Annotated in this window: 17 protein-coding genes and 2 pseudogenes; 11 read left to right on the top strand and 8 right to left on the bottom strand. The window is 63.5% G+C overall.

All coding sequences use genetic code 11. The annotated features are described in order from the left end of the window. The first annotated feature begins 38 nt into the window (after positions 1 to 38). Together zapE and LVS58_RS22300 are read left to right on the top strand one after the other, a co-directional pair. Complete coding sequence (zapE, locus tag LVS58_RS22305) at positions 39 to 1145, top strand: cell division protein ZapE (RefSeq protein ID WP_233692842.1); 1107 nt, start codon at positions 39 to 41, stop codon at positions 1143 to 1145. 13 nt (positions 1146 to 1158) lie between these two features. Further along, on the top strand, positions 1159 to 1740 hold the full coding sequence (locus LVS58_RS22300) for a DinB family protein (RefSeq protein ID WP_233692841.1): 582 nt from the start codon (positions 1159 to 1161) through the stop codon (positions 1738 to 1740). Between the two features lie 74 nt (positions 1741 to 1814). Here the strand turns inward: LVS58_RS22300 and LVS58_RS22295 are convergent, their stop codons facing one another. From LVS58_RS22295 to LVS58_RS22275, 5 genes and pseudogenes are all read right to left on the bottom strand, one after another. After that, positions 1815 to 2813: an alpha/beta fold hydrolase gene (locus LVS58_RS22295; protein ID WP_233692840.1), complete on the bottom strand. Its 999-nt coding sequence runs from the start codon at positions 2811 to 2813 to the stop codon at positions 1815 to 1817. Between the two features lie 74 nt (positions 2814 to 2887). Next, on the bottom strand, positions 2888 to 3325 hold the full coding sequence (locus tag LVS58_RS22290) for a YqaA family protein (RefSeq protein WP_233692839.1): 438 nt from the start codon (positions 3323 to 3325) through the stop codon (positions 2888 to 2890). Continuing rightward, positions 3325 to 3753, bottom strand: coding sequence for a DUF411 domain-containing protein (locus tag LVS58_RS22285; RefSeq protein WP_003248913.1), 429 nt, complete (start codon positions 3751 to 3753; stop codon positions 3325 to 3327). Before LVS58_RS22285 ends, LVS58_RS22290 begins: the two co-directional genes overlap by 1 nt. A 14-nt stretch (positions 3754 to 3767) precedes the next feature. Further along, positions 3768 to 4652, bottom strand: a complete 885-nt coding sequence (locus tag LVS58_RS22280; protein WP_233692838.1) for a copper resistance protein B — start codon at positions 4650 to 4652, stop codon at positions 3768 to 3770. Next, positions 4645 to 5493: pseudogene (locus LVS58_RS22275) on the bottom strand (multicopper oxidase domain-containing protein); the annotation flags it as partial. The pseudogene LVS58_RS22275 and the gene LVS58_RS22280, both read right to left, overlap by 8 nt. On the opposite strand from LVS58_RS22275, the pseudogene LVS58_RS22270 reads away from it, so the two are divergent. Next, positions 5487 to 5951: pseudogene (locus tag LVS58_RS22270) on the top strand (copper oxidase); the annotation flags it as partial. The pseudogenes LVS58_RS22275 and LVS58_RS22270 sit on opposite strands and share 7 nt — an antisense overlap. A gap of 83 nt (positions 5952 to 6034) precedes the next feature. Here LVS58_RS22270 and trhP read toward each other — a convergent pair. Then, positions 6035 to 7369, bottom strand: coding sequence for a prephenate-dependent tRNA uridine(34) hydroxylase TrhP (trhP, locus tag LVS58_RS22265; RefSeq protein WP_233692837.1), 1335 nt, complete (start codon positions 7367 to 7369; stop codon positions 6035 to 6037). A 132-nt stretch (positions 7370 to 7501) separates the two neighbouring features. On the opposite strand from trhP, the gene LVS58_RS22260 reads away from it, so the two are divergent. Then, a complete protein-coding gene (locus LVS58_RS22260; protein WP_233692836.1) occupies positions 7502 to 8566 on the top strand; it encodes an AI-2E family transporter in 1065 nt (354 codons plus the stop codon). A 651-nt stretch (positions 8567 to 9217) separates the two neighbouring features. On the opposite strand, the gene phnX is transcribed toward LVS58_RS22260, so the two are convergent. Together phnX and LVS58_RS22250 are read right to left on the bottom strand one after the other, a co-directional pair. Then, complete coding sequence (gene phnX / locus LVS58_RS22255) at positions 9218 to 10045, bottom strand: phosphonoacetaldehyde hydrolase (protein ID WP_233692835.1); 828 nt, start codon at positions 10043 to 10045, stop codon at positions 9218 to 9220. A gap of 34 nt (positions 10046 to 10079) precedes the next feature. After that, positions 10080 to 11186, bottom strand: a complete 1107-nt coding sequence (locus tag LVS58_RS22250; protein WP_233692834.1) for a 2-aminoethylphosphonate--pyruvate transaminase — start codon at positions 11184 to 11186, stop codon at positions 10080 to 10082. A gap of 112 nt (positions 11187 to 11298) precedes the next feature. Here LVS58_RS22250 and LVS58_RS22245 point away from each other — a divergent pair, with 112 nt between their 5' ends. The 7 genes from LVS58_RS22245 (at position 11299) to LVS58_RS22215 (ending at position 19059) form a co-directional block, all read left to right on the top strand. After that, positions 11299 to 12162, top strand: coding sequence for a LysR substrate-binding domain-containing protein (locus LVS58_RS22245; RefSeq protein WP_233692893.1), 864 nt, complete (start codon positions 11299 to 11301; stop codon positions 12160 to 12162). An 89-nt stretch (positions 12163 to 12251) separates the two neighbouring features. Beyond that, complete coding sequence (locus tag LVS58_RS22240) at positions 12252 to 13274, top strand: AraC family transcriptional regulator (RefSeq protein WP_233692833.1); 1023 nt, start codon at positions 12252 to 12254, stop codon at positions 13272 to 13274. A 229-nt stretch (positions 13275 to 13503) separates the two neighbouring features. Continuing rightward, positions 13504 to 15150 (top strand): acyl-CoA synthetase, encoded by a 1647-nt coding sequence (locus LVS58_RS22235; protein ID WP_233692832.1) that lies wholly within the window; start codon positions 13504 to 13506, stop codon positions 15148 to 15150. Between the two features lie 13 nt (positions 15151 to 15163). Beyond that, complete coding sequence (locus LVS58_RS22230) at positions 15164 to 15931, top strand: SDR family NAD(P)-dependent oxidoreductase (protein ID WP_233692831.1); 768 nt, start codon at positions 15164 to 15166, stop codon at positions 15929 to 15931. Positions 15932 to 15942: 11 nt separating this feature from the next. After that, entirely contained in the window at positions 15943 to 17136 is a 1194-nt protein-coding gene (locus tag LVS58_RS22225) for an acetyl-CoA C-acyltransferase (protein ID WP_233692830.1), read from the top strand. An 8-nt stretch (positions 17137 to 17144) separates the two neighbouring features. Next, complete coding sequence (locus LVS58_RS22220; RefSeq protein ID WP_233692829.1) at positions 17145 to 18272, top strand: acyl-CoA dehydrogenase; 1128 nt, start codon at positions 17145 to 17147, stop codon at positions 18270 to 18272. A gap of 13 nt (positions 18273 to 18285) precedes the next feature. Beyond that, positions 18286 to 19059: an enoyl-CoA hydratase gene (locus LVS58_RS22215; protein WP_003250095.1), complete on the top strand. Its 774-nt coding sequence runs from the start codon at positions 18286 to 18288 to the stop codon at positions 19057 to 19059. The last annotated feature ends 170 nt before the right edge of the window (positions 19060 to 19229 follow it).

The following is a 19229-nucleotide window of genomic DNA, read 5'->3' as shown; positions in this document are numbered from 1 at the left end:
CCTGCACCGAGGGGTGACAGTCGGGTAGAATGGTGGCCATGGCCATCGACCCCCAAACCCTCTACCAGCAAGCCCTGAGCACTCGGGGCTACGTCGCTGACCCCGCCCAGGCCCGCGTCGTCGAGGCCTTGCAAGCCTGCTTCCAGTCCCTCGAACAGGGCCGCCCCACCCAGGGCATCTACCTGTGGGGCCCGGTCGGTCGCGGCAAGACCTGGCTGATGGACCAGTTCCACCGTTGTCTGCGCATACCGAGCCGGCGCCAGCACTTTCATCACTTCATGGCCTGGGTGCATCAACGCCTGTTTCAACTCAACGGCACCGCCGACCCGCTGTTGGCCCTGGCGGCGGAGCTGGCGCGGCAAATTCGCGTGCTGTGCTTCGATGAGCTGTTCGTCAGCGACATTGGGGACGCAATCATCCTCGGCCGTCTGTTCCAGGTATTGTTCGATCAGGGTGTGGTGATTGTCGCCACCTCCAACCAGCCACCCGAGCAGCTCTACCGCGATGGTTTCAACCGCGAGCGGTTCCTGCCGGCCATCGCCGCCATTGGTCGTCACATGCAGGTACTGCCGGTAGCGGGCGAGCAGGATCACCGCCTGCACCCCGGTGAAGCGCGGCAACGCTATTGGGTAGCCGAGGCAGGGCAGGCCAGCCAGTTGGGCGAGGTGTTTCGCCAGCTCAGCCCGGAAGATGCCGGCACGGATCAGCCCTTGGTTATTGGCTCAAGGCACATTCACGTCGTGCGGCGCAGTGAGCAGGCTATCTGGTGTCGTTTCACCGATCTGTGTGATCAGCCCTTGGCGGCCATGGAGTTCATGGCCTTGTGCGACCGTTTTCCCTCGATTCTGGTATCCGGCGTTCCGGCGCTGGGCGGGGAACAGCGGGCGGGGCGTATTGCCCGTGGCACCGAGGATGGCGCGGCGAGGGTCGTGGCGGGTGACCGTGAATTGCCTGCGCTGTCACCCAAGGACGATGCGGTTCGCCGCTTCATTGCCCTGGTCGACGAATGCTATGACCGGCGGGTGGCGTTGTACCTGGAGGCACAGGTGCCGCTCGATGCCCTCTACACTCAAGGGTATCTGGCGTTCCCGTACCAGCGCACCCTGAGCCGGCTACGGGAGATGCAACTGCAACGCTTCGCCTGAAAAGGAGCCGACCATGCAGCCGCTATCGCATCATCTGCTGACCCAGGCCTATAACAATGGCTGGGCCAACCACCGCCTGTACAAGGCCTGCCTGCAACTGTCCCAGGACGAGTTCGTCGCCCCGCGGTGCAGCTTCTTCCCGTCGATCAAGGCCACCCTCAACCACTTGCTGACGGTGGATTGGTTTTACCTGCATATGCTTGAGTGCGAGCAGCGCGGCGAGCAGCCCGATGCCGACGGCGAACGCTTTTTCGACCCGCAGCAGCCGTTTGCCACCTGTACCGATCTGCATGCCGAGCAGGCCCAGGCTGACCACCGTTTGATCGCCTACTGCCAGGGGCTGAGTGATGGCGACCTTGGCCGCTATGTGAGCGTCGTTCGGCCCGATCGGGTGCAGCGCGAGCAGCGGCTGCGTTTGCTGGCGCATCTGTTCGAACATCAGGTGCATCACCGTGGGCAGGTGCACGCAATGCTCAGTGATACAGCGGTCAGGCCACCCCAGCTGGATGAGTTTTTCTGCGAGGAAGAGGCGGATTTGCGGGCGGCCGACTTTGCCGAGCTGGGCTGGACAGAAGCGCAGGTCTGGAACGTGTAAAGAAACCCTGTGGCAGCAGCGGGCTTGCGCAAAAGCCCAAAGCCTGCGCGCTCCCACAGGGCCCAATCATTGGCTCACTTGCCCAGCCATTCGACCAGGGTGCGATTGAACCGCACTGGTTCCTCGATTTGCGGCGCATGCCCCATGCCTTCGAACGTGATCAGCTCACCTTTGGGTATCAGCTTGGCCACCTGCGGCCCCAGTTCTGCATAGTTGCCCAGCTTGGCCTTGACCTCCGACGGCGCGATATCGCTGCCGATGGCAGTGGTGTCCTGGTCGCCGATCAGCAGCAGGGTCGGCATCTGCAGGTGCTTGAACTCGTGGTACACCGGCTGGGTAAAGATCATGTCGTAGATCAGTGCCGAGTTCCACGCCACCGCCTCATGCCCCGGCCCTTTGTTCAAGCCCACCAGCATCTGCACCCAGCGTTCGTATTCAGGCTTCCAGCGCCCGGCGTAATAGGTCTTGCGCTCATATTCGCGTACGCCTTCGGCATCCAGCTTGAGTTCGCGGGCATACCACTGGTCCACGGTGCGGTAGGGCACCCCCAGCGCTTTCCAGTCTTCCAGGCCGATCGGGTTGACCATTGCCAGGCGTTCCACCTGCTGTGGGTACATCAGCGCATAACGGGTGGCGAGCATGCCGCCGGTGGAGTGGCCAAGCACAATGGTTTGCTTCACACCCAGCTGTTCGAGCAGGGCATGGGTGTTGTCGGCCAGTTGCTGAAAGCTGTACTGGTAATACGCTGGTTTGCTTGATGTACAGAAGCCGACCTGGTCGGGCGCGATGACCCGGTAGCCGGCCTTGCTGAGGGCGTCGATGGTGGTTTCCCAGGTGGCGGCGCAGAAGTTCTTGCCGTGCATCAGCACCACGTTTTGGCCGTTGGCCTGGCCCTGGGCGGGCACGTCCATGTAGCCCATCTGCAGGGCCTGGCCCTGGGACTTGAAGTCGAAATGCTTGAGGGGGTGCGGGTAGCTGAAGCCTTCGAGCTGGGGGCCGTAGGTAGGCGACTCGGCAGCGATGGCCGAACTGCTGGCAAGGCAGGCCAGGGCGAGGGCGGTTGCGCGCAGCATGGGGAACTCCGTGTAGGGCCAGGTTGAATGGGGCGACTGTAACAGGCAGTGGACCACGCGAAACCTGAAAGGTGTTACCAGGCGTGAAACCAGCCCAGGGTGATCATGGCCAGCACTGCATAGCGGCCAGCCTTGGCCAGGGTCACCAGTAACAGGAAGCGCCAGAACGGCTCACGCATGACCCCGGCGATCAGCGTAAGCGGGTCGCCGATCACCGGCATCCAGCTGAGCAGCAGCGACCATTGCCCCCAGCGTTGGTAGCGCTGCTGCGCACGCGCCAGCTGGGCAGCGCTGAAAGGGAACCAGCGCTTGTTGCGCAGGTGCTCGATGGCCCGGCCCAGCAGCCAGTTGACCACCGAGCCGAGCACGTTGCCCAGGGTGGCTACCAGCAGTAGGGTCGCCCAGACCTCGGGCTGGCGCAGCAACAGACCGACCAGCACGGCCTCTGATTGCAGCGGTAGCAGGGTGGCGGCACCAAAGGCGCTGAGGAACAGCGCCCCCAGGCTGAGCATCAGTAGTTGGCGACCACGGTGTCCTGGCCATCCTGGGTCACCCCGATGACCTGGTAGGCATCCTTGTGGTCACCCATCTCCATGCCGGGCGAGCCCATGGGCATACCCGGCACGGCCAGGCCCTTGAGGTCGTTGCGTTTGGCCAGCAGGCGCACCTGCTCGGCCGGCACGTGGCCTTCGACGAACTTGCCGTCGATCACCCCGGTGTGGCACGACGCAAGGCGTGGCGCCACGCCGAGGCGTTGCTTGACGGCGCTCATGTTTGGCTCGACGTGGTCGTTGACGGTAAAACCGTTGTCACGCAGGTGGCTGATCCAGGCCTTGCAGCAGCCGCAGTTGGGGTCGCGGTAGACGTCGATGGTCTCGGCGGCCTGGGCCAGCCCGGTGACGGCCAGCAGGCTCAGGGTCAGCAGGTGTTTGCGCAGCATGGTGAAGCACTCCTTTAAAAACGCAGGCGGATACCGGCGACCACGCGTGTCTGGCCCAGGTCTTCGCCGTCTTCTCGGGCCTGGTTGGCACGCGAGCCGTGCAGGCGGTTGAAACTGAGCCCGACGTAGGGGGCGAAGCCACGCGTGATCTCGTAGCGCAGGCGCAGGCCCACCTCGCTGTCGGCCAGCCCCGCGCCTTGTTCGCGCCCGGCGTCGTTGTGCCCGTAGAGGTTGGCCTCCAGGGTCGGCTCCAGTATCCAGCGGTTGGTCAGCAGCATAGCGTAAGCGGCTTCCAGGCGCAGCGCTGTCTGTTGCCGCTCGCTTGCATAGACGGTGGCTTGCAGCTCCAGGCCGTACCACGGTGTGCCCTGGATGCCGAAGGCGGCCCAGGTTTGGCCACTGGCAGGCTTGAAGTCCTGGCGTACACCGGCCACCAGTTCCCACCACGGGCTCACGGCATGGCCCCACAGCGCCTGCAGCTCAGCCTTGTGGGTCTTGCCCTGTTCACGTTCGCCTTCGGTGCGCAGCCACAAGCGGTCGATATCGCCGCCGACCCAGGCGGTGGCGTTCCAGTTCAGGGCACTGCTGCTCTCGAAGTTCTGGTATTCGAGCTCGTCCACGATCACTGCCCAGTTCAGTGCCCGGTCATGCGCGTGGTGCCCTGGCAATGGCGGGAAGGCAGCGCGGCGGTCGGCGTCGGTGATGACAGGCAGGGGCGTGCGAGGCTGACTGAGGGAAGGCTGGCCATGGCCCATGCTTTCATGGTTCATGGGCATGGCCTGATGGCCCATCTGGCCGTGGTTTGCGTGTTCCAAACCTGCGGCCATCGCCCGTTCACTGGCGAGCAAGGTCAGCAGCGCCACGCCTGCCACGAGGCTGCAGTTGCGGGTTTCATTCATCGACGCGTACCTCGCGGAGCATGCCGGTCTCCATGTGGTGGAGCAAGTGGCAGTGGTAGGCCCAGCGGCCCAGCGCGTCGGCGGTTACCCGGTAGGAGCGTCGGCTACCGGGCGGGATATCGACGGTGTGCTTGCGCACCAGGAACTGGCCATGCTCGTCTTCCAGGTCGCTCCACATGCCGTGCAGGTGGATGGGGTGGGTCATCATGGTGTCGTTGACCAGGGTGATGCGCACGCGCTCACCATAGGTCAGTCGCAGCGGTTCGGCGTCGCTGAACTTGATACCGTCGAACGACCAGGCGAAGCGCTCCATATGGCCGGTCAGGTGCAGCTCGATGTCACGCGATGGCGGGCGGCCGTCCGGGTCGGGGTAGGGGCTGCGCAGGTCGGCGTAGGTCAGCACGCGTCGACCATTGTCACGCAGGCCTATGCCAGGATCGGCCAGGTTGGGGCGCGGTGCCATGGTCTGCATGTCCACCAGCGGGTTGCCGGTTTCACTGACCGGGTGTTGCTGCATGGCCGACATGGCGGTGTGGCCCATGCTGGCCATGTTGCTGTGGTCCATGCCCGCCATGGCATCCATCCCGCCGTGGCCCATGTCCTCCAGGCTCAGCACCGGGCGCGGGTCGGGGGCAGGCACCGGTGCCTGCAGCCCGGCCGCACGGGCCAGGGTGCCGCGGGCGAAGCCGGTGCGGTCCATGCTCTGGGCGAACAGGGTGTAGGCGGGTTGGTCGCCCACGGTCACCAGCACGTCGTAGGTCTCTGCCACGGCAATGCGCAGCTCATCCACGCTCACAGGGGTTACCGGCAAGCCGTCGGCGGCGATCACGGTCAGCTTCAGAATACGGGGCAATCGTGATCGAGCCACGCGAGCCCGAAGCGCACCGCTACCAGCGCGATCATGTGCTGCTGTTCAGCGACTGGTCAGACCAGGCGCCGGAACAGCTGTTGGCGACGCTGAAGAAGCAGTCCGACGCGTACAACTTTCACAAGCGCACGGTTGGCGACTTCATCGATGACGTGGCCGAAAACGGCTGGAGCCCCACCGTCGCCGAACGCTCGGCCTGGGCGCGCATGCGCATGAGCCCAACCGACCTCGCCGATATCAGTGCCGCCACCTACACCTACCTGCTCAACGGCCAACCCCCACAAGGCAACTTCACCTGCCTGTTCCAGCCAGGCGAAACCGTGCGCCTGCGGCTGATCAATGCCTCTGCCATGACCTACTTCGACTTCCGCATCCCTGGCGTGCTGGCAGCGCCCAGGCCTTTGACAAACGTACGGCGGGAGGGGTTGCGCAACATGGCGTGGCCTCATGCAGAAGAGCCACGATGTTCGCTGCCGCAGGCTGTCAGGTAGCTGAGGAGCACATTACAGTGTTGTCAGCTTGCTGCTTCGTCGGCACCGAGGTCGCGCATCAGCAGGCCGTAGTCAAGGGCAACCTGTTCCGGGATCGGCAGATACACCACGTGGCCATCACCCGGTGCTACCTCGATGGCATGCTGTTGGCGGTTGCACAGGCGGTGCAGGTCGAAGTGGTAGTTACCGCGCGGGGTCATCAGCTCCAGATGGTCGCCCACGGCGAAGCGGTTCTTCACCTTGACCTCGGCCAGGCCGTCGACGCGTACGCCGGTCAGTTCGCCAACGAACTGCTGGCGCTCGGACACCGAGTTACCGCGCTGGTAGTTCTGGTACTCGTCGTGCACGTGGCGGCGCAGGAAACCTTCGGTGTAACCGCGTTGCGCCAGGGATTCGAGGTTGCCCATCAGGGCGCGGTCGAATGGTCGCCCGGCCACCGCGTCGTCGATCGCCTGGCGATATGACTGTACCGCGCGGGCACAGTAGAAGTGCGATTTGGTGCGGCCCTCGATCTTCAGCGAATGCACGCCCATCAAGGCCAGGCGCTCTACGTGCTGGATGGCGCGCAGGTCCTTGGCATTCATGATGTAGGTGCCGTGTTCATCCTCGAACGCCGGCATTTCAGTGCCGGGGCGGTTGCTTTCCTGCAGCATGAACACCTGGTCGGTGGGTGCACCCAGGCCCAGGGTGGGCTGCACCTGGCGCACGATGTCGCCGGTGGCGTTCTCGGTGGCCGGCGTGGCGTCGTACTTCCAGCGGCAGGCATTGGTGCAGGTACCCTGGTTGGCGTCACGCTTGTTGAGGTAGCCCGACAGCAGGCAACGGCCGGAATAGGCCATGCACAGGGCGCCGTGCACGAACACTTCCAGTTCCATGCCCGGCACCTGCTGGCGGATTTCTTCGATTTCTTCCAGCGACAGCTCCCGCGACAGGATCACCCGGCTCAGGCCAAGTTGCTGCCAGAACTGCACGCTGGCCCAGTTGACGGTGTTGGCCTGCACCGACAGGTGCACCGGCATCTGTGGGAAGTGCTGGCGCACCAGCATGATCAGCCCGGGGTCGGACATGATCAGCGCGTCCGGCGCCATCTCGATCACGGGTGCCAGGTCCCTGAGGAAGGTCTTGAGCTTGGCGTTATGCGGGGCGATGTTGACCACCACGTAGAAGCGCTTGCCCAAGGCATGCGCCTCCTCGATCCCCAGCGCCAGGTTGGTGTGATCGAACTCGTTGTTGCGCACCCGCAAGCTGTAACGCGGCTGGCCGGCGTAGACCGCATCGGCGCCGTAGGCGAACGCGTAGCGCATGGTCTTGAGGGTGCCGGCGGGGGCCAGCAGTTCGGGCTTGGCAGTAGGGTTCATGTGCGCACCGGGGCAAAAGGCGCGGATGCTAGGGTCGATGGACAAGACGCGTATTGATTTGCGTCAAGCGAGCGCGGCACTTTTGTCCAGCTGCGGTGCACTAATCACTCATAAGCCATTTGAGGAACTGCGATGAACGAAACCGCGCTACAGAACAAAGCCCTGGCAGTACTCTTGGCGTTGGTGACCATTGCCTTCTTCTGGATTCTGTTGCCGTATTACGGCGCAATCTTCTGGGCGGTAATCCTCGGCATCCTGTTCGCCCCGCTGCAGCGTCACTTGCTGATTCGCTGCGGTCGCCGGCGTAACCTTGCCGCGGCCGGGTCCACGCTGGTGTGCCTGCTTGTAGCGATTTTGCCGGTGATCATCACCAGTGCCTTGCTGGTTCAAGAGGGCGCCTCGCTGTACCAGCGCATCGAAAGCGGGCAACTGGACATCGCCGGTTACGTCGAGCGCGGCAAGGACATGCTCCCAGTATTCGCCCAGCGTGGCCTGGACAACATGGGCATGGGTAACCTCGACGGGTTGCGTGACAAGATCGCCAAGTGGGCAACCCAGGGTAGCCAGGTATTGGCCAGCCAGGCGTTCAGCTTTGGGCAGGGCACATTCGAGTTCCTGGTCAGTTTTGGCATCATGATGTATCTGCTGTTCTTTTTCCTGCGTGATGGTCCGGAAGTCGCGCGCCGGGTGCGGATGGCCGTCCCGCTGCCCGAGCACCAGAAGCGTCGTTTGCAGTTGAAGTTCAATCGCGTGGTGAGGGCGACGGTGAAGGGCAACGTGCTGGTGGCTATTACCCAGGGTGCCTTGGGAGGCTTTATTTTCTGGGTGCTGGATATTCCGAGTGCATTGGTGTGGGCGGTGCTGATGGCGTTTCTGTCGCTGCTGCCGGCGGTGGGCGCGGGTATCATCTGGGCGCCGGTGGCGGCGTATTTCCTGCTGACCGGGGCGATACTGCCAGGGGTGGTGCTGACCGCGTTCGGGGTGCTGGTGATCGGCCTGGTGGATAATGTGTTGCGGCCGATCCTGGTGGGTAAGGACACGCGCATGCCGGACTACCTGATCCTGGTGTCGACCCTGGGCGGGCTGGCGGTGTTCGGCCTCAACGGCTTCGTGATCGGCCCATTGATCGCGGCGCTGTTCGTCTCCAGTTGGGCGATCTTTGCCGCGACCAAACCGCGGGTGCAGTTGCCACAATAGCCTACTGGCTTTGTCGGGCGTAGGAGCGGGTTTACCCGCGAAAGGGCCGTACCTGCTGGCCAATGTTCACCCGCCGTTCACCGTTGCTGCCGCTAGCGTATTCGCGGGTAAATCCGTGGTGGACACCCATCGGTGGTTGGACACAGGCCGCGCGTAGGAGCGGGTTTACCCGCGAAAGGGCCGGCACTGCTGGCCAATTTCCACCCGACCTTCACCGTTGCCGCCGCCACCGTATTCGCGGGTAAGCCCGCGCCTACCACGGTGGTGGACACACATTGGAGGTTGGGCGCAGGCCGTCGCGTAGGAGAGGGTTTACCCGCGAAAGGGCCGGCCCTGCTAGCCAATTTCCACCCGACCTTCACCGTTGCCGCCGCCACCGTATTCGCGGGTAAACCCGCTCCTACACCTGATTGGTGGTGGACACCCATCGGTGGTTGGACACAGGCCGTCGCGTAGGAGCAGGTTTACCCGCGAAAGGGCCGTACCTGCTGGCCAATGTTCACCCGCCGTTCACCGTTGTTGCTGCTACCGTATTCGCGGGTAAACCCGCTCCTACACGGCGGTGAGACACACATTGGTGGTTGGGCGCATGCCGTCGTAGGAGCGGCCCTGTGTCACGCAAGGGCCGCTACCACAGCGAAACCGCAGGGGTCAGAAGGCTTGCGGCATCTCGCCCTTGGCCAGGCGCCGGTTGATGTCGGCAATCACTTCGGGCAGGTCGTTGATGGTGTCGATCAGGTAGTGTGGGCGAGAGCCGGCAAACAGTGCATGGATGCGCTGGCGCTCGCTTTCCAGTTTCTCGGCACTCAACGCCTGGAAGCCTTCCCAGGTCAGGCCCAGGGCATTGCCCGAGCAGACCAGCGCCACGGTCCACATGCCGGCACGGCGGCCTTCAAGAATGCCTGGCACGGTGTCGTCCACCTTCACGCAGGCCGCTACATCGTCAATCCCCAGCGCAATCACGTTGGCCAAGGCCTGGGCCGGCCATGGGCGGCCGTTCGGGGTTTCGTCGGTGGCCACTACATGGTCCGCTACGTAGCCGTTCTGCGCTGCAAGTTCCACCACCTTGTCCATCACCACTTTCGGGTAGCCCGAGCACGAGCCGATCTTCAGGCCGTCCTGGCGTAGACCGGTGAGGGTGTCCAGCGCACCGGGGATCAGTGCCGAGTGCACGGCGATCTTCTCGATTTGCAGCGGCATGAAGCGGTTGTAGATGGCGGTGACGTCATCATCGGTCGGGGTACGGCCGAACACCTTGCGGTAGCGCTCGGCAATTTCCGGTACGTCGCACAGGGTGCGGATATGGTCCCATTTGCCCATGCCCATCGGGCCTCGGGCTTCCTCGATGGACACCTGCACGTCGAACTCGGCAAAGGCCTCGACAAAGATCTGGGTGGGGGCGAACGAGCCGAAATCGACCACGGTGCCAGCCCAGTCGAGGATGGCGGCTTGCAGTTGGGTGGGGTTGTTGTAGTTCATGTGCGCTAATTCCTGAATTCGGGTGGGCAATGCGTCAGATGTCCAGCACTTCCATTTCCCGCAGCACGTCGGCCACGGCATTCACGGCGGCCTGCATGCCGTCCGCGCCGACCACGCCGATGCAGCCGACGCGGAAGGTTTCGACCTGGGTCAACTTGCCCGGGTAGAGAATGAAACCCTTGGCCTTGACCCGCTCGTAGAAGTCCTTGAACTGGTAGCGGGCATCGGTGGGGGCGTGGAAGGTGACGATGATTGGCGCCTGGATCTCGGCGGGCAGGAAACTGCGCAGGCCGATGGCTGCCATGCCGTCGAGCAGCGTCTTGCAGTTGTCTGCGTAGCGCTGGTGGCGGGCCGGAAGGCCACCTTCCTCGCTGTATTGCTGTAGTGCTTCATGCAGGGCAGCGACCACGTGGGTCGGCGGGGTGAAGCGCCATTGCCCGGTCTTGGCCATGTAGGTGTGCTGGTCATGCAGGTCCATGGCCAGCGAGTGGGCGTTGCCTTCGGCGGCCGCCAGGGCATTTTTTTCGGCGAAGACGAAGCCCATGCCGGGTACGCCTTCCAGGCACTTGCCGGAGGCTGCGATCAGCGCTTCGAAGGGGATTTCGCGGGCATCGATCGGCAGCGCACCGAACGAGCTCATGGCATCGATGATCAGGCGCTTGCCATGCTGCTTGATCACCTGGGCGATTTCGGGCAGCGGGTTCAGGATGCCGGTACTGGTTTCACAGTGGATCAGCGCCACATGGGTAATGGCCGAGTCTTCGGTCAGCAGCCGGTCGACATCGGCGGCCGTGGTCGGCTGGTCTTCCGCCGTTTCGAAGGTGCTGTAAGTGCGACCCAGCACTTTGCAGATCTTCGCCAGGCGCTGGCCGTACGCGCCGTTGATCAGTACCAGAACCTTGCCATCGCGTGGCACCAAGGTGCCGATGGCCGCTTCCACGGCGAACGTGCCGCTGCCTTGCAGGGGAACGCAGTGGTGGCTGCTGGCGCCGTCGATGATGGCCAGCAGTTGTTCGCAGACGCTGGCAGTCAACTGGTTGAAGTCACGGTCCCAGGAGCCCCAGTCCACCAGCATCGCTTGGCGGGTGCGGATTGATGTGGTCAGGGGACCTGGGGTCAGCAGAATCGGGGCGTTGCTCATTCCGTTATTCCTCACAAGCGGTGGGCTGAAACTACGAGACCTAGGTTGCAATTCGCGCTGTCATCAATCAAATTGTTTGTTGTTATCCCAGCTATAAGTCATGCCGATAAATATGAACCTGTTCCAGCTACGCGCGTTCGACGCCGTGGCCCGTGAGGGCAGCTTTACCCGTGCTGCCGAGCGCCTGTTCATCAGCCAGCCGGCGGTGACCGGGCATGTCAAGGCGCTGGAGGAGCACTACCAGATCACCTTGCTGCGGCGTACTGCACGGCGCGTGGAACTGACCGAAGAGGGCACGCGCCTGGCGGCCATCACCCGCGCCATGTTCGGCCTGGCTGAAGAAGCGCAGGCCATGCTCGAGGCTAACCGCCAGTTGCTGACCGGGCGCCTGGAGGTAGCCGCCGACGGCCCGCATCGGGTCATGCCGATGCTGGCGCTGCTGCGTGAGCGGTACCCTGGCGTCACCGTCAACTTGCGTCTGGGCAATGCGCAGGAGACGTTGGCTGCGCTGCTCGGCGAGCATGCCGACGTGGCGGTGCTGACCGAAATCGAGCCGCGCAAGGGGCTGCATCTGCAAAATCTCTGTGAGTCGCGCCTGTGTGCGTTGTTACCCGTGGGGCACGCCTGGGCCAGTCAGCGGGAGGACTTGCCGTTGGCCGAGCTGCACCAGCAGATCATGGTGCTGCGCGAACCCAGCTCCACCACCCGGCGCACCTTCGACAAGGCGTGCATCAAGGCGGGCGTGCAACCGCGTGTATTGCTGGAGCTGGACAGCCGGGAGGCGGTAACGGAGGCTGTGGCCTCGCAGCTGGGTATTGGTGTGGTTTCGTCCACTGAAGTGGCCAATGACCCCCGTGTGGTGGCACGACCGTTGGCTGGCGAGGGCCTTGTCAACCAACACGTGATCGGCTGCCTGGAGCGTCGTCGCGAACTGCGCCTGATTCAGGCATTCCTGAACCTGGCAGCGGGGCTATGATGGCTGTTTGCTGCGGGGCACCCTAGGCTCTGTATGAAAAGCCTCATACAGACCCTAAAATGGCCGGCAATCAGCCGACAGGACCGTCGATGAGCGACAAAGACACCATTTCCATGCAGCTGGTGCGCGAAGCGCTGTTGCAGACCTGCCCTGCCGGTGAGCCTGACAGTGGCTTGCTGGTCAGGGCGGGCATCGCCGTTGAGCAACTGCACCTGCCAGAAGCAAGGGTCAGTGCCGAGTCCTATGCCCGCCTGTGGCGCTTGCTGGCCCGGCGCTGCAACGACGAATTTTTCGCGATGGACCCGCGCGGTCTGTGCAGTGGCAGCCTGGCATTCATGTGCCGTGCCAGCATGGGCCAACCGACCTTGGGTGCAGGCCTGGAAACCTCGCTGGCATTTCTGTCACTGATGCTTCAAGACATGCAGCCCAGCCTGGTGCGCCAGCAAGGCCTGGCCGAAATTGTCATCAATGAGCCGCGTGACGAACCGCGCCGCGCGTTCACCTATTTCACGTTCTGGATGATCGTGCATGGGGTGACCTGCTGGCTGGCCGGGCGGCGCATCCCGATTCTGAGCATTGATCTGCGTTGTACCGAACCCCCCTTTTGCGACGACTACCGGGTCATGTTTTCGGAAAACCTGCATTTTGAGCGTCCACGCACACGCATGATCATACCTTCGCAATGCCTCGACTTGCCCCTGCGGCGCAGCGAGGAGGAACTGCAGCGTTTTCTGGCCGAAGCGCCGGGCAATATCCTGGTCAAGTACCGTGACCCGGCCAGCCTCGGGCGGCGTATCCGCACCGACCTGTTGCGCCTGGCCCCTGAGCAATGGCCCGATGCTGACCGCCTGGCCCGCCAGCTGTGCCTGTCGCCATCGACCCTGCGGCGGCGCCTGGCAGAAGAAGGGCAGAACTACCAGGGCTTGAAGGACAGCGTACGACGGGAGCTGGCGATCGCCTGGCTCAGCCAGGAAGACGTGGCCATGGGCGAGCTTGCCGAGCGTTTGGGATTCGCCGACAGCAGCTCGTTTTATAAGGCATTTCGCAAGTGGTTCGGCTGCAACCCGGGGCATTATCGGGCATTGATCCAGGCGCGAGGGGCAGGGCACTGATGGGCGAACGCTTGCGGCGGCAGGTGTAACACGGCGTCCATATCGAGCGACTGGTCGGGGCGCTCACCCAGTCCTACCTGCGTGCAGCCAAGCGCGCAGAGGGGGGATGCGCCGCGGCCAAACCAGTCATCCAGATTGACAGCTTTGGCCATTGCCGCCGTGCATGAGCGGCGCGAACATCGTCGGACCGATGCTTCAACTCCAAAAACAAGAAACCAGGAGTCCGATGATGCGCGATTACGCCGAGGCCGCTCGTACGTTTGACCATGACCAGGCCGTTGTGGCGGCATTGCACGGCAACCTTGAAGCCCTTAATGCCTGTGTCGAATGCTGTGACCGGCATGCCGGTGACGGCAAGCTGGCACTGATTCATGAAGACCGCGAGGGTAACAGCACGCGCTATAGCTTCGATCAGCTTCAGGTGCAGGCTGCCCGGTTCGCCAATGTGCTAAGGGCGCAGGGGGTAGGCGCCGGAGACCGAGTTGCCGGCTTGATGCCGCGCACCCCCGAACTGTTGGTGACCATCCTGGCTACCTGGCGCCTCGGGGCGGTTTACCAGCCCTTGTTCACCGCATTTGGCCCCAAGGCCATCGAGCACCGGCTTGAGCAGTCACATGCCCGAGTGGTGGTCACCGATAGCCACAACCGCGCCAAGCTGGACGAGGTGCACGCTTGCCCGACCATCATCACCGTCAAGGCCCGCAGCGGTGAGCTGGACTTCCAGCAATCCCTGGAGCGCGCAGCGGACGTCTGTGCGCCGGTGATGCGCTCAGGCAATGATCCCTTCCTGCTGATGTTCACTTCTGGAACCACTGGCCCGGCAAAACCCCTGGAAGTGCCACTGCGTGCGATCGTCGCGTTTCAGGGCTACATGCGTGACGCCATCGAGCTGCTGCCCGAGGACAATTTCTGGAACCTGGCCGACCCGGGCTGGGCTTACGGCTTGTATTACGCCGTAACCGGTCCATTGTCGCTGGGGCATGCCACCACGTTCTACGATGGCCCGTTCAGTGTCGAGAGTTGCGCCCGGGTGATCGACAAGCTGGGTATCACCAACCTGGCCGGCTCGCCCACCGCGTATCGCTTGCTGATTGCGGCGGGCAAAGATTTCTCGGCACCGATCAAGGGCCGCCTGCGCGTGGTCAGCAGTGCCGGCGAACCGCTTAACCCCGAGGTGATCCGCTGGTTCGCCGACGAGCTGGGCGTGACCATTCACGATCACTACGGCCAGACCGAACTGGGCATGGTGCTGTGCAACCACCATGGCCTGCAGCACCCGGTGCACCTGGGCTCAGCCGGCTATGCCATCCCCGGCCACCGCATCGTGGTGCTGGACGAGCAGGGCAACGAGCTGCCAGCCGGCCAGCCAGGCATCCTCGCCGTTGACCGCGAGCAGTCGCCGCTGTGCTGGTTCGGCGGTTACCACGGCCTGCCAACCAAAGCCTTCGTCGGCAAGTACTACCTCAGCGGCGACACTGTCGAGCTGAACCCGGATGGCAGCATCAGCTTCGTTGGACGTAGCGACGACGTCATCACCACCTCCGGTTACCGGGTAGGTCCGTTCGATGTGGAAAGCGCGTTGATCGAGCATCCGGCGGTGATCGAGGCAGCGGTGGTCGGCAAGCCAGACCCGGAGCGCACCGAGCTGATCAAGGCGTTCGTGGTATTGGCCAGCGGCTACGCCGGCAGCGTCGAGCTGGAAGAAACCTTGCGCCAGCACGTGCGCCAGCGCCTCTACGCGCATGCCTACCCCAGGGAAATCGAATTCGTCAGCGAGCTGCCCAAGACCCCGAGCGGCAAGCTGCAACGCTTCATCCTGCGCAACCAGGAAGTCGCCAAACAACAAGCGCAACAGGCCACCCCTGCCAGCGTCTGAAAGGAAAGTACTCATGCACATAGCCAATAAACACTTCATCGTCAGCGGCGCCGCTTCCGGGCTGGGTGCCGCGACTGCACAGATGCTGGTCGAGGCTGGCGCCAAGGTCATGCTGGTCGACCTCAATGCACAGGCCGTCGAGGCCAAGTCGCGCGAACTGGGTGAAAACACCCGCTTCGCGGTCGCCGATATCAGCGACGAGCAGGCCGCCCAGGCGGCAGTCGATGCCGCGCTCAGCGCCTTTGGTAGCCTTCATGGGCTGATCAACTGCGCCGGCATCGTCGGTGCCGAGAAGGTACTGGGCAAGCAGGGCCCGCATGGCCTGGCCAGCTTCGCCAAGGTCATCAACGTCAACCTGATCGGCAGCTTCAACCTGCTGCGTCTGGCTGCGGCGGCCATGGCCGAAGGGGCTGCCGATGAGGGTGGCGAGCGTGGGGTCATCATCAATACGGCCTCCATTGCCGCCTATGACGGCCAGATTGGCCAGGCCGCCTATGCTGCCTCCAAGGGGGCCATCGCCAGCCTGACCTTGCCGGCCGCGCGCGAACTGGCCCGCTTCGGTATCCGCGTGATGACCATCGCTCCGGGCATCTTTGAAACACCTATGATGGCCGGCATGAGCGAAGAGGTGCGTGCTTCACTGGCTGCCGGCGTGCCGTTCCCGCCCCGCCTGGGCCGCCCGCAGGAATACGCCACGCTGGCCCGCCACATCATCGAGAACAGCATGCTCAACGGTGAGGTCATCCGCCTCGACGGTGCGCTGCGCATGGCTGCCAAATAAGGAGAGCGAACATGACCCTCGCCAATGACCCCATCGTTATCGTCAGCGCCGTGCGCACGCCCATGGGCGGGTTGCAGGGCGACCTCAAGAGCCTGACTGCGCCGCAATTGGGCAGCGCCGCCATTCGTGGTGCCGTGGAACGTGCCGGCATCGATGCCGCCTGTGTCGAGCAGGTACTGTTCGGCTGCGTGCTGCCGGCCGGCCAGGGCCAGGCGCCGGCACGCCAGGCCGCGCTGGGCGCCGGGCTGGACAAGCACACCACCTGCACCACCCTGAACAAGATGTGCGGCTCGGGTATGCAAGCCGCAATCATGGCCCATGACCTGCTGCTGGCCGGCACCGCAGACGTGGTGGTGGCGGGTGGCATGGAAAGCATGACCAACGCGCCGTACCTGCTGGACAAAGCCCGTGGTGGCTACCGCATGGGCCACGGCAAGATCATCGACCACATGTTCATGGACGGCCTCGAAGACGCTTACGACAAAGGCCGCCTGATGGGCACCTTTGCCGAGGACTGTGCCCAGGCCAATGCCTTCAGCCGTGAGGCCCAGGACCAGTTCGCCATCGCCTCGCTGACCCGAGCGCAGGAAGCCATCAGCAGCGGCCGTTTTGCCGCCGAGATCGTGCCGGTGGAAGTCACCGAGGGCAAGGAAAAGCGCGTCATCAAGGATGACGAGCAGCCGCCCAAGGCACGCCTGGAGAAGATTGCGCAGCTCAAACCGGCGTTTCGTGAAGGCGGCACCGTGACGGCGGCCAACGCCAGTTCGATTTCCGACGGCGCTGCGGCGCTGGTATTGATGCGCCGCTCCGAGGCCGACAAACGTGGCCTCAAGCCATTGGCCGTCATCCACGGCCACGCCGCCTTTGCCGACACCCCGGCGCTGTTCCCGACCGCCCCGATCGGCGCTATCGACAAACTGATGAAACGCACCGGCTGGAACCTGGCCGAAGTCGACCTGTTCGAGATCAACGAGGCCTTCGCTGTGGTCACCCTGGCAGCCATGAAACACCTCGATCTGCCACACGACAAGGTCAATATCCACGGCGGCGCCTGCGCCCTCGGCCACCCGATCGGCGCTTCTGGCGCACGTATTCTGGTAACCCTGTTGTCGGCCTTGCGCCAGAACAATCTGCGTCGGGGTGTGGCGGCCATCTGCATTGGCGGTGGCGAGGCCACGGCCATGGCTGTTGAATGCCTGTACTGAGGTGAACCATGCTGGTAAATGACGAGCAACAACAGATCGCCGACGCGGTACGTGCTTTCGCCCAGGAACGGCTGAAGCCGTTTGCCGAACAATGGGACAAGGACCATCGCTTTCCGAAAGAGGCCATCGACGAAATGGCCGAACTCGGCCTGTTCGGCATGCTGGTGCCGGAGCAGTGGGGCGGTAGCGACACCGGTTATGTGGCCTATGCCATGGCGCTGGAGGAAATCGCTGCGGGTGATGGCGCCTGCTCGACCATCATGAGCGTGCACAACTCGGTGGGTTGCGTGCCGATCCTGCGCTTTGGCAACGAGCAGCAGAAAGAGCAGTTCCTCACCCCGCTGGCGACAGGTGCGATGCTCGGTGCTTTCGCCCTGACCGAGCCGCAGGCTGGTTCCGATGCCAGCAGCCTGAAGACCCGCGCACGCCTGGAGGGCGACCACTACGTACTCAATGGCAGCAAGCAGTTCATTACCTCGGGGCAGAACGCCGGCGTCGTGATCGTGTTTGCAGTCACCGACCCGGAGGCCGGCAAGCGTGGCATCAGCGCCTTCATCGTGCCGACCGATTCGCCGGGCTATCAGGTAGCGCGGGTGGAGGACAAACTCGGCCAGCACGCCTCCGACACCTGCCAGATCGTTTTCGATAATGTGCGCGTGCCAGTGGCCAACCGGCTGGGCGCGGAGGGTGAAGGCTACAAGATCGCGCTGGCCAACCTTGAAGGCGGCCGTATCGGCATCGCCTCGCAAGCGGTGGGTATGGCCCGCGCGGCGTTCGAAGTGGCGCGCGACTACGCCAACGAGCGCCAAAGCTTTGGCAAACCGCTGATCGAGCACCAGGCCGTGGCGTTTCGCCTGGCCGACATGGCAACGAAAATTTCCGTTGCCCGGCAGATGGTTCTGCACGCCGCTGCCCTTCGTGATGCGGGGCGTCCGGCGCTGGTGGAAGCGTCGATGGCCAAGCTGTTCGCCTCGGAAATGGCCGAAAAGGTCTGTTCGGATGCCTTGCAGACACTGGGTGGTTATGGCTATCTGAGTGACTTCCCGCTGGAGCGGATCTACCGCGACGTTCGGGTTTGCCAGATCTACGAAGGCACCAGCGACATTCAGCGCATGGTCATTGCGCGCAATCTTTGAAGGAGCAGACTGCATGGCATTCGAAACCATCCTGTTGGACATCCACGGCAAGGTCGGCCTGATCACCCTCAACCGCCCGCAGGCGCTCAATGCGCTGAACGCGCAGATTGTCGGCGAGATCAACCAGGCCCTGGACCAGCTCGAACGTGACCCGAACATTGGCTGCGTGGTGCTGACAGGCTCGGCCAAAGCCTTTGCCGCTGGCGCCGACATCAAGGAAATGGCTGAGCTGCAATACCCGCAGATCTATGTCGACGATCTGTTCAGCGATGCCGACCGCATTGCCAATCGCCGTAAGCCGATCATTGCTGCGGTGTCTGGCTTTGCCCTGGGCGGCGGCTGCGAGTTGGCGATGATGTGCGACTTTATCCTCGCTGCGGACAATGCCAAATTTGGTCAACCGGAAATCAACCTGGGCGTGCTGCCGGGCATGGGCGGGACCCAGCGCCTGACACGTGCGGTAGGCAAGGCCAAGGCCATGGAGCTTTGCCTGACCGGCCGGCTGATGGGGGCGGAAGAAGCCGAGCGTGCAGGTTTGGTGGCGCGGATCGTGCCGCAGGCAGAGTTGGTGGAAGAGGCGCTGAAGGTGGCGGCGACCATTGCCAGCAAGTCGATTCCGGTAAGCATGATGGTCAAGGAGAGTGTCAACCGGGCGTTTGAAGTGACGCTTAGCGAGGGGGTACGCTTTGAGCGTCGGGTCTTCCATGCGGCGTTCTCCACCGAAGACCAGAAAGAAGGCATGGCCGCATTCATCGCCAAGCGCGAGGCACAGTTCAAGGACCGTTGATCAGACTCGGCTCGTTGCCGTTGCCGTTGCCGTTGCCGTTGCCGTTGCCGTTGCCGTTGCCGTTGCCGTTGCCGTTGCCGTTGCCGTTGCCGTTGCCGTTGCCGTGGTTTTTGCTTCTAAGTGCGCGATAGTTCAGGCGACGCAGATTGCGACTTCAGGAGGCCGAGCGC

The sequence above is a fragment of the Pseudomonas sp. JR33AA genome, from assembly GCF_021378985.1.
Lineage (GTDB): Bacteria > Pseudomonadota > Gammaproteobacteria > Pseudomonadales > Pseudomonadaceae > Aquipseudomonas > Aquipseudomonas alloputida.
Note: the sequence above shows the minus strand (reverse complement) of the source record. Positions and strands in the feature narration are given on the sequence as shown.

Bases quoted from the DNA above. Each gene is read 5' to 3' on its own strand.
- LVS58_RS22215 (WP_003250095.1), top strand. From the start codon at position 18,286: ATGGCATTCGAAACCATCCTGTTGGACATCCACGGCAAGGTCGGCCTG.
- zapE (WP_233692842.1), top strand. From the start codon at position 39: ATGGCCATCGACCCCCAAACCCTCTACCAGCAAGCCCTGAGCACTCGG.
- phnX (WP_233692835.1), bottom strand. From the start codon at position 10,045: ATGAACTACAACAACCCCACCCAACTGCAAGCCGCCATCCTCGACTGG.
- LVS58_RS22220 (WP_233692829.1), top strand. From the start codon at position 17,145: ATGCTGGTAAATGACGAGCAACAACAGATCGCCGACGCGGTACGTGCT.
- LVS58_RS22250 (WP_233692834.1), bottom strand. From the start codon at position 11,186: ATGAGCAACGCCCCGATTCTGCTGACCCCAGGTCCCCTGACCACATCA.
- LVS58_RS22240 (WP_233692833.1), top strand. From the start codon at position 12,252: ATGAGCGACAAAGACACCATTTCCATGCAGCTGGTGCGCGAAGCGCTG.
- LVS58_RS22235 (WP_233692832.1), top strand. From the start codon at position 13,504: ATGCGCGATTACGCCGAGGCCGCTCGTACGTTTGACCATGACCAGGCC.
- LVS58_RS22295 (WP_233692840.1), bottom strand. From the start codon at position 2,813: ATGCTGCGCGCAACCGCCCTCGCCCTGGCCTGCCTTGCCAGCAGTTCG.
- LVS58_RS22280 (WP_233692838.1), bottom strand. From the start codon at position 4,652: ATGAATGAAACCCGCAACTGCAGCCTCGTGGCAGGCGTGGCGCTGCTG.
- LVS58_RS22225 (WP_233692830.1), top strand. From the start codon at position 15,943: ATGACCCTCGCCAATGACCCCATCGTTATCGTCAGCGCCGTGCGCACG.
- trhP (WP_233692837.1), bottom strand. From the start codon at position 7,369: ATGAACCCTACTGCCAAGCCCGAACTGCTGGCCCCCGCCGGCACCCTC.
- LVS58_RS22300 (WP_233692841.1), top strand. From the start codon at position 1,159: ATGCAGCCGCTATCGCATCATCTGCTGACCCAGGCCTATAACAATGGC.
- LVS58_RS22290 (WP_233692839.1), bottom strand. From the start codon at position 3,325: ATGCTCAGCCTGGGGGCGCTGTTCCTCAGCGCCTTTGGTGCCGCCACC.
- LVS58_RS22285 (WP_003248913.1), bottom strand. From the start codon at position 3,753: ATGCTGCGCAAACACCTGCTGACCCTGAGCCTGCTGGCCGTCACCGGG.
- LVS58_RS22230 (WP_233692831.1), top strand. From the start codon at position 15,164: ATGCACATAGCCAATAAACACTTCATCGTCAGCGGCGCCGCTTCCGGG.
- LVS58_RS22260 (WP_233692836.1), top strand. From the start codon at position 7,502: ATGAACGAAACCGCGCTACAGAACAAAGCCCTGGCAGTACTCTTGGCG.
- LVS58_RS22245 (WP_233692893.1), top strand. From the start codon at position 11,299: ATGAACCTGTTCCAGCTACGCGCGTTCGACGCCGTGGCCCGTGAGGGC.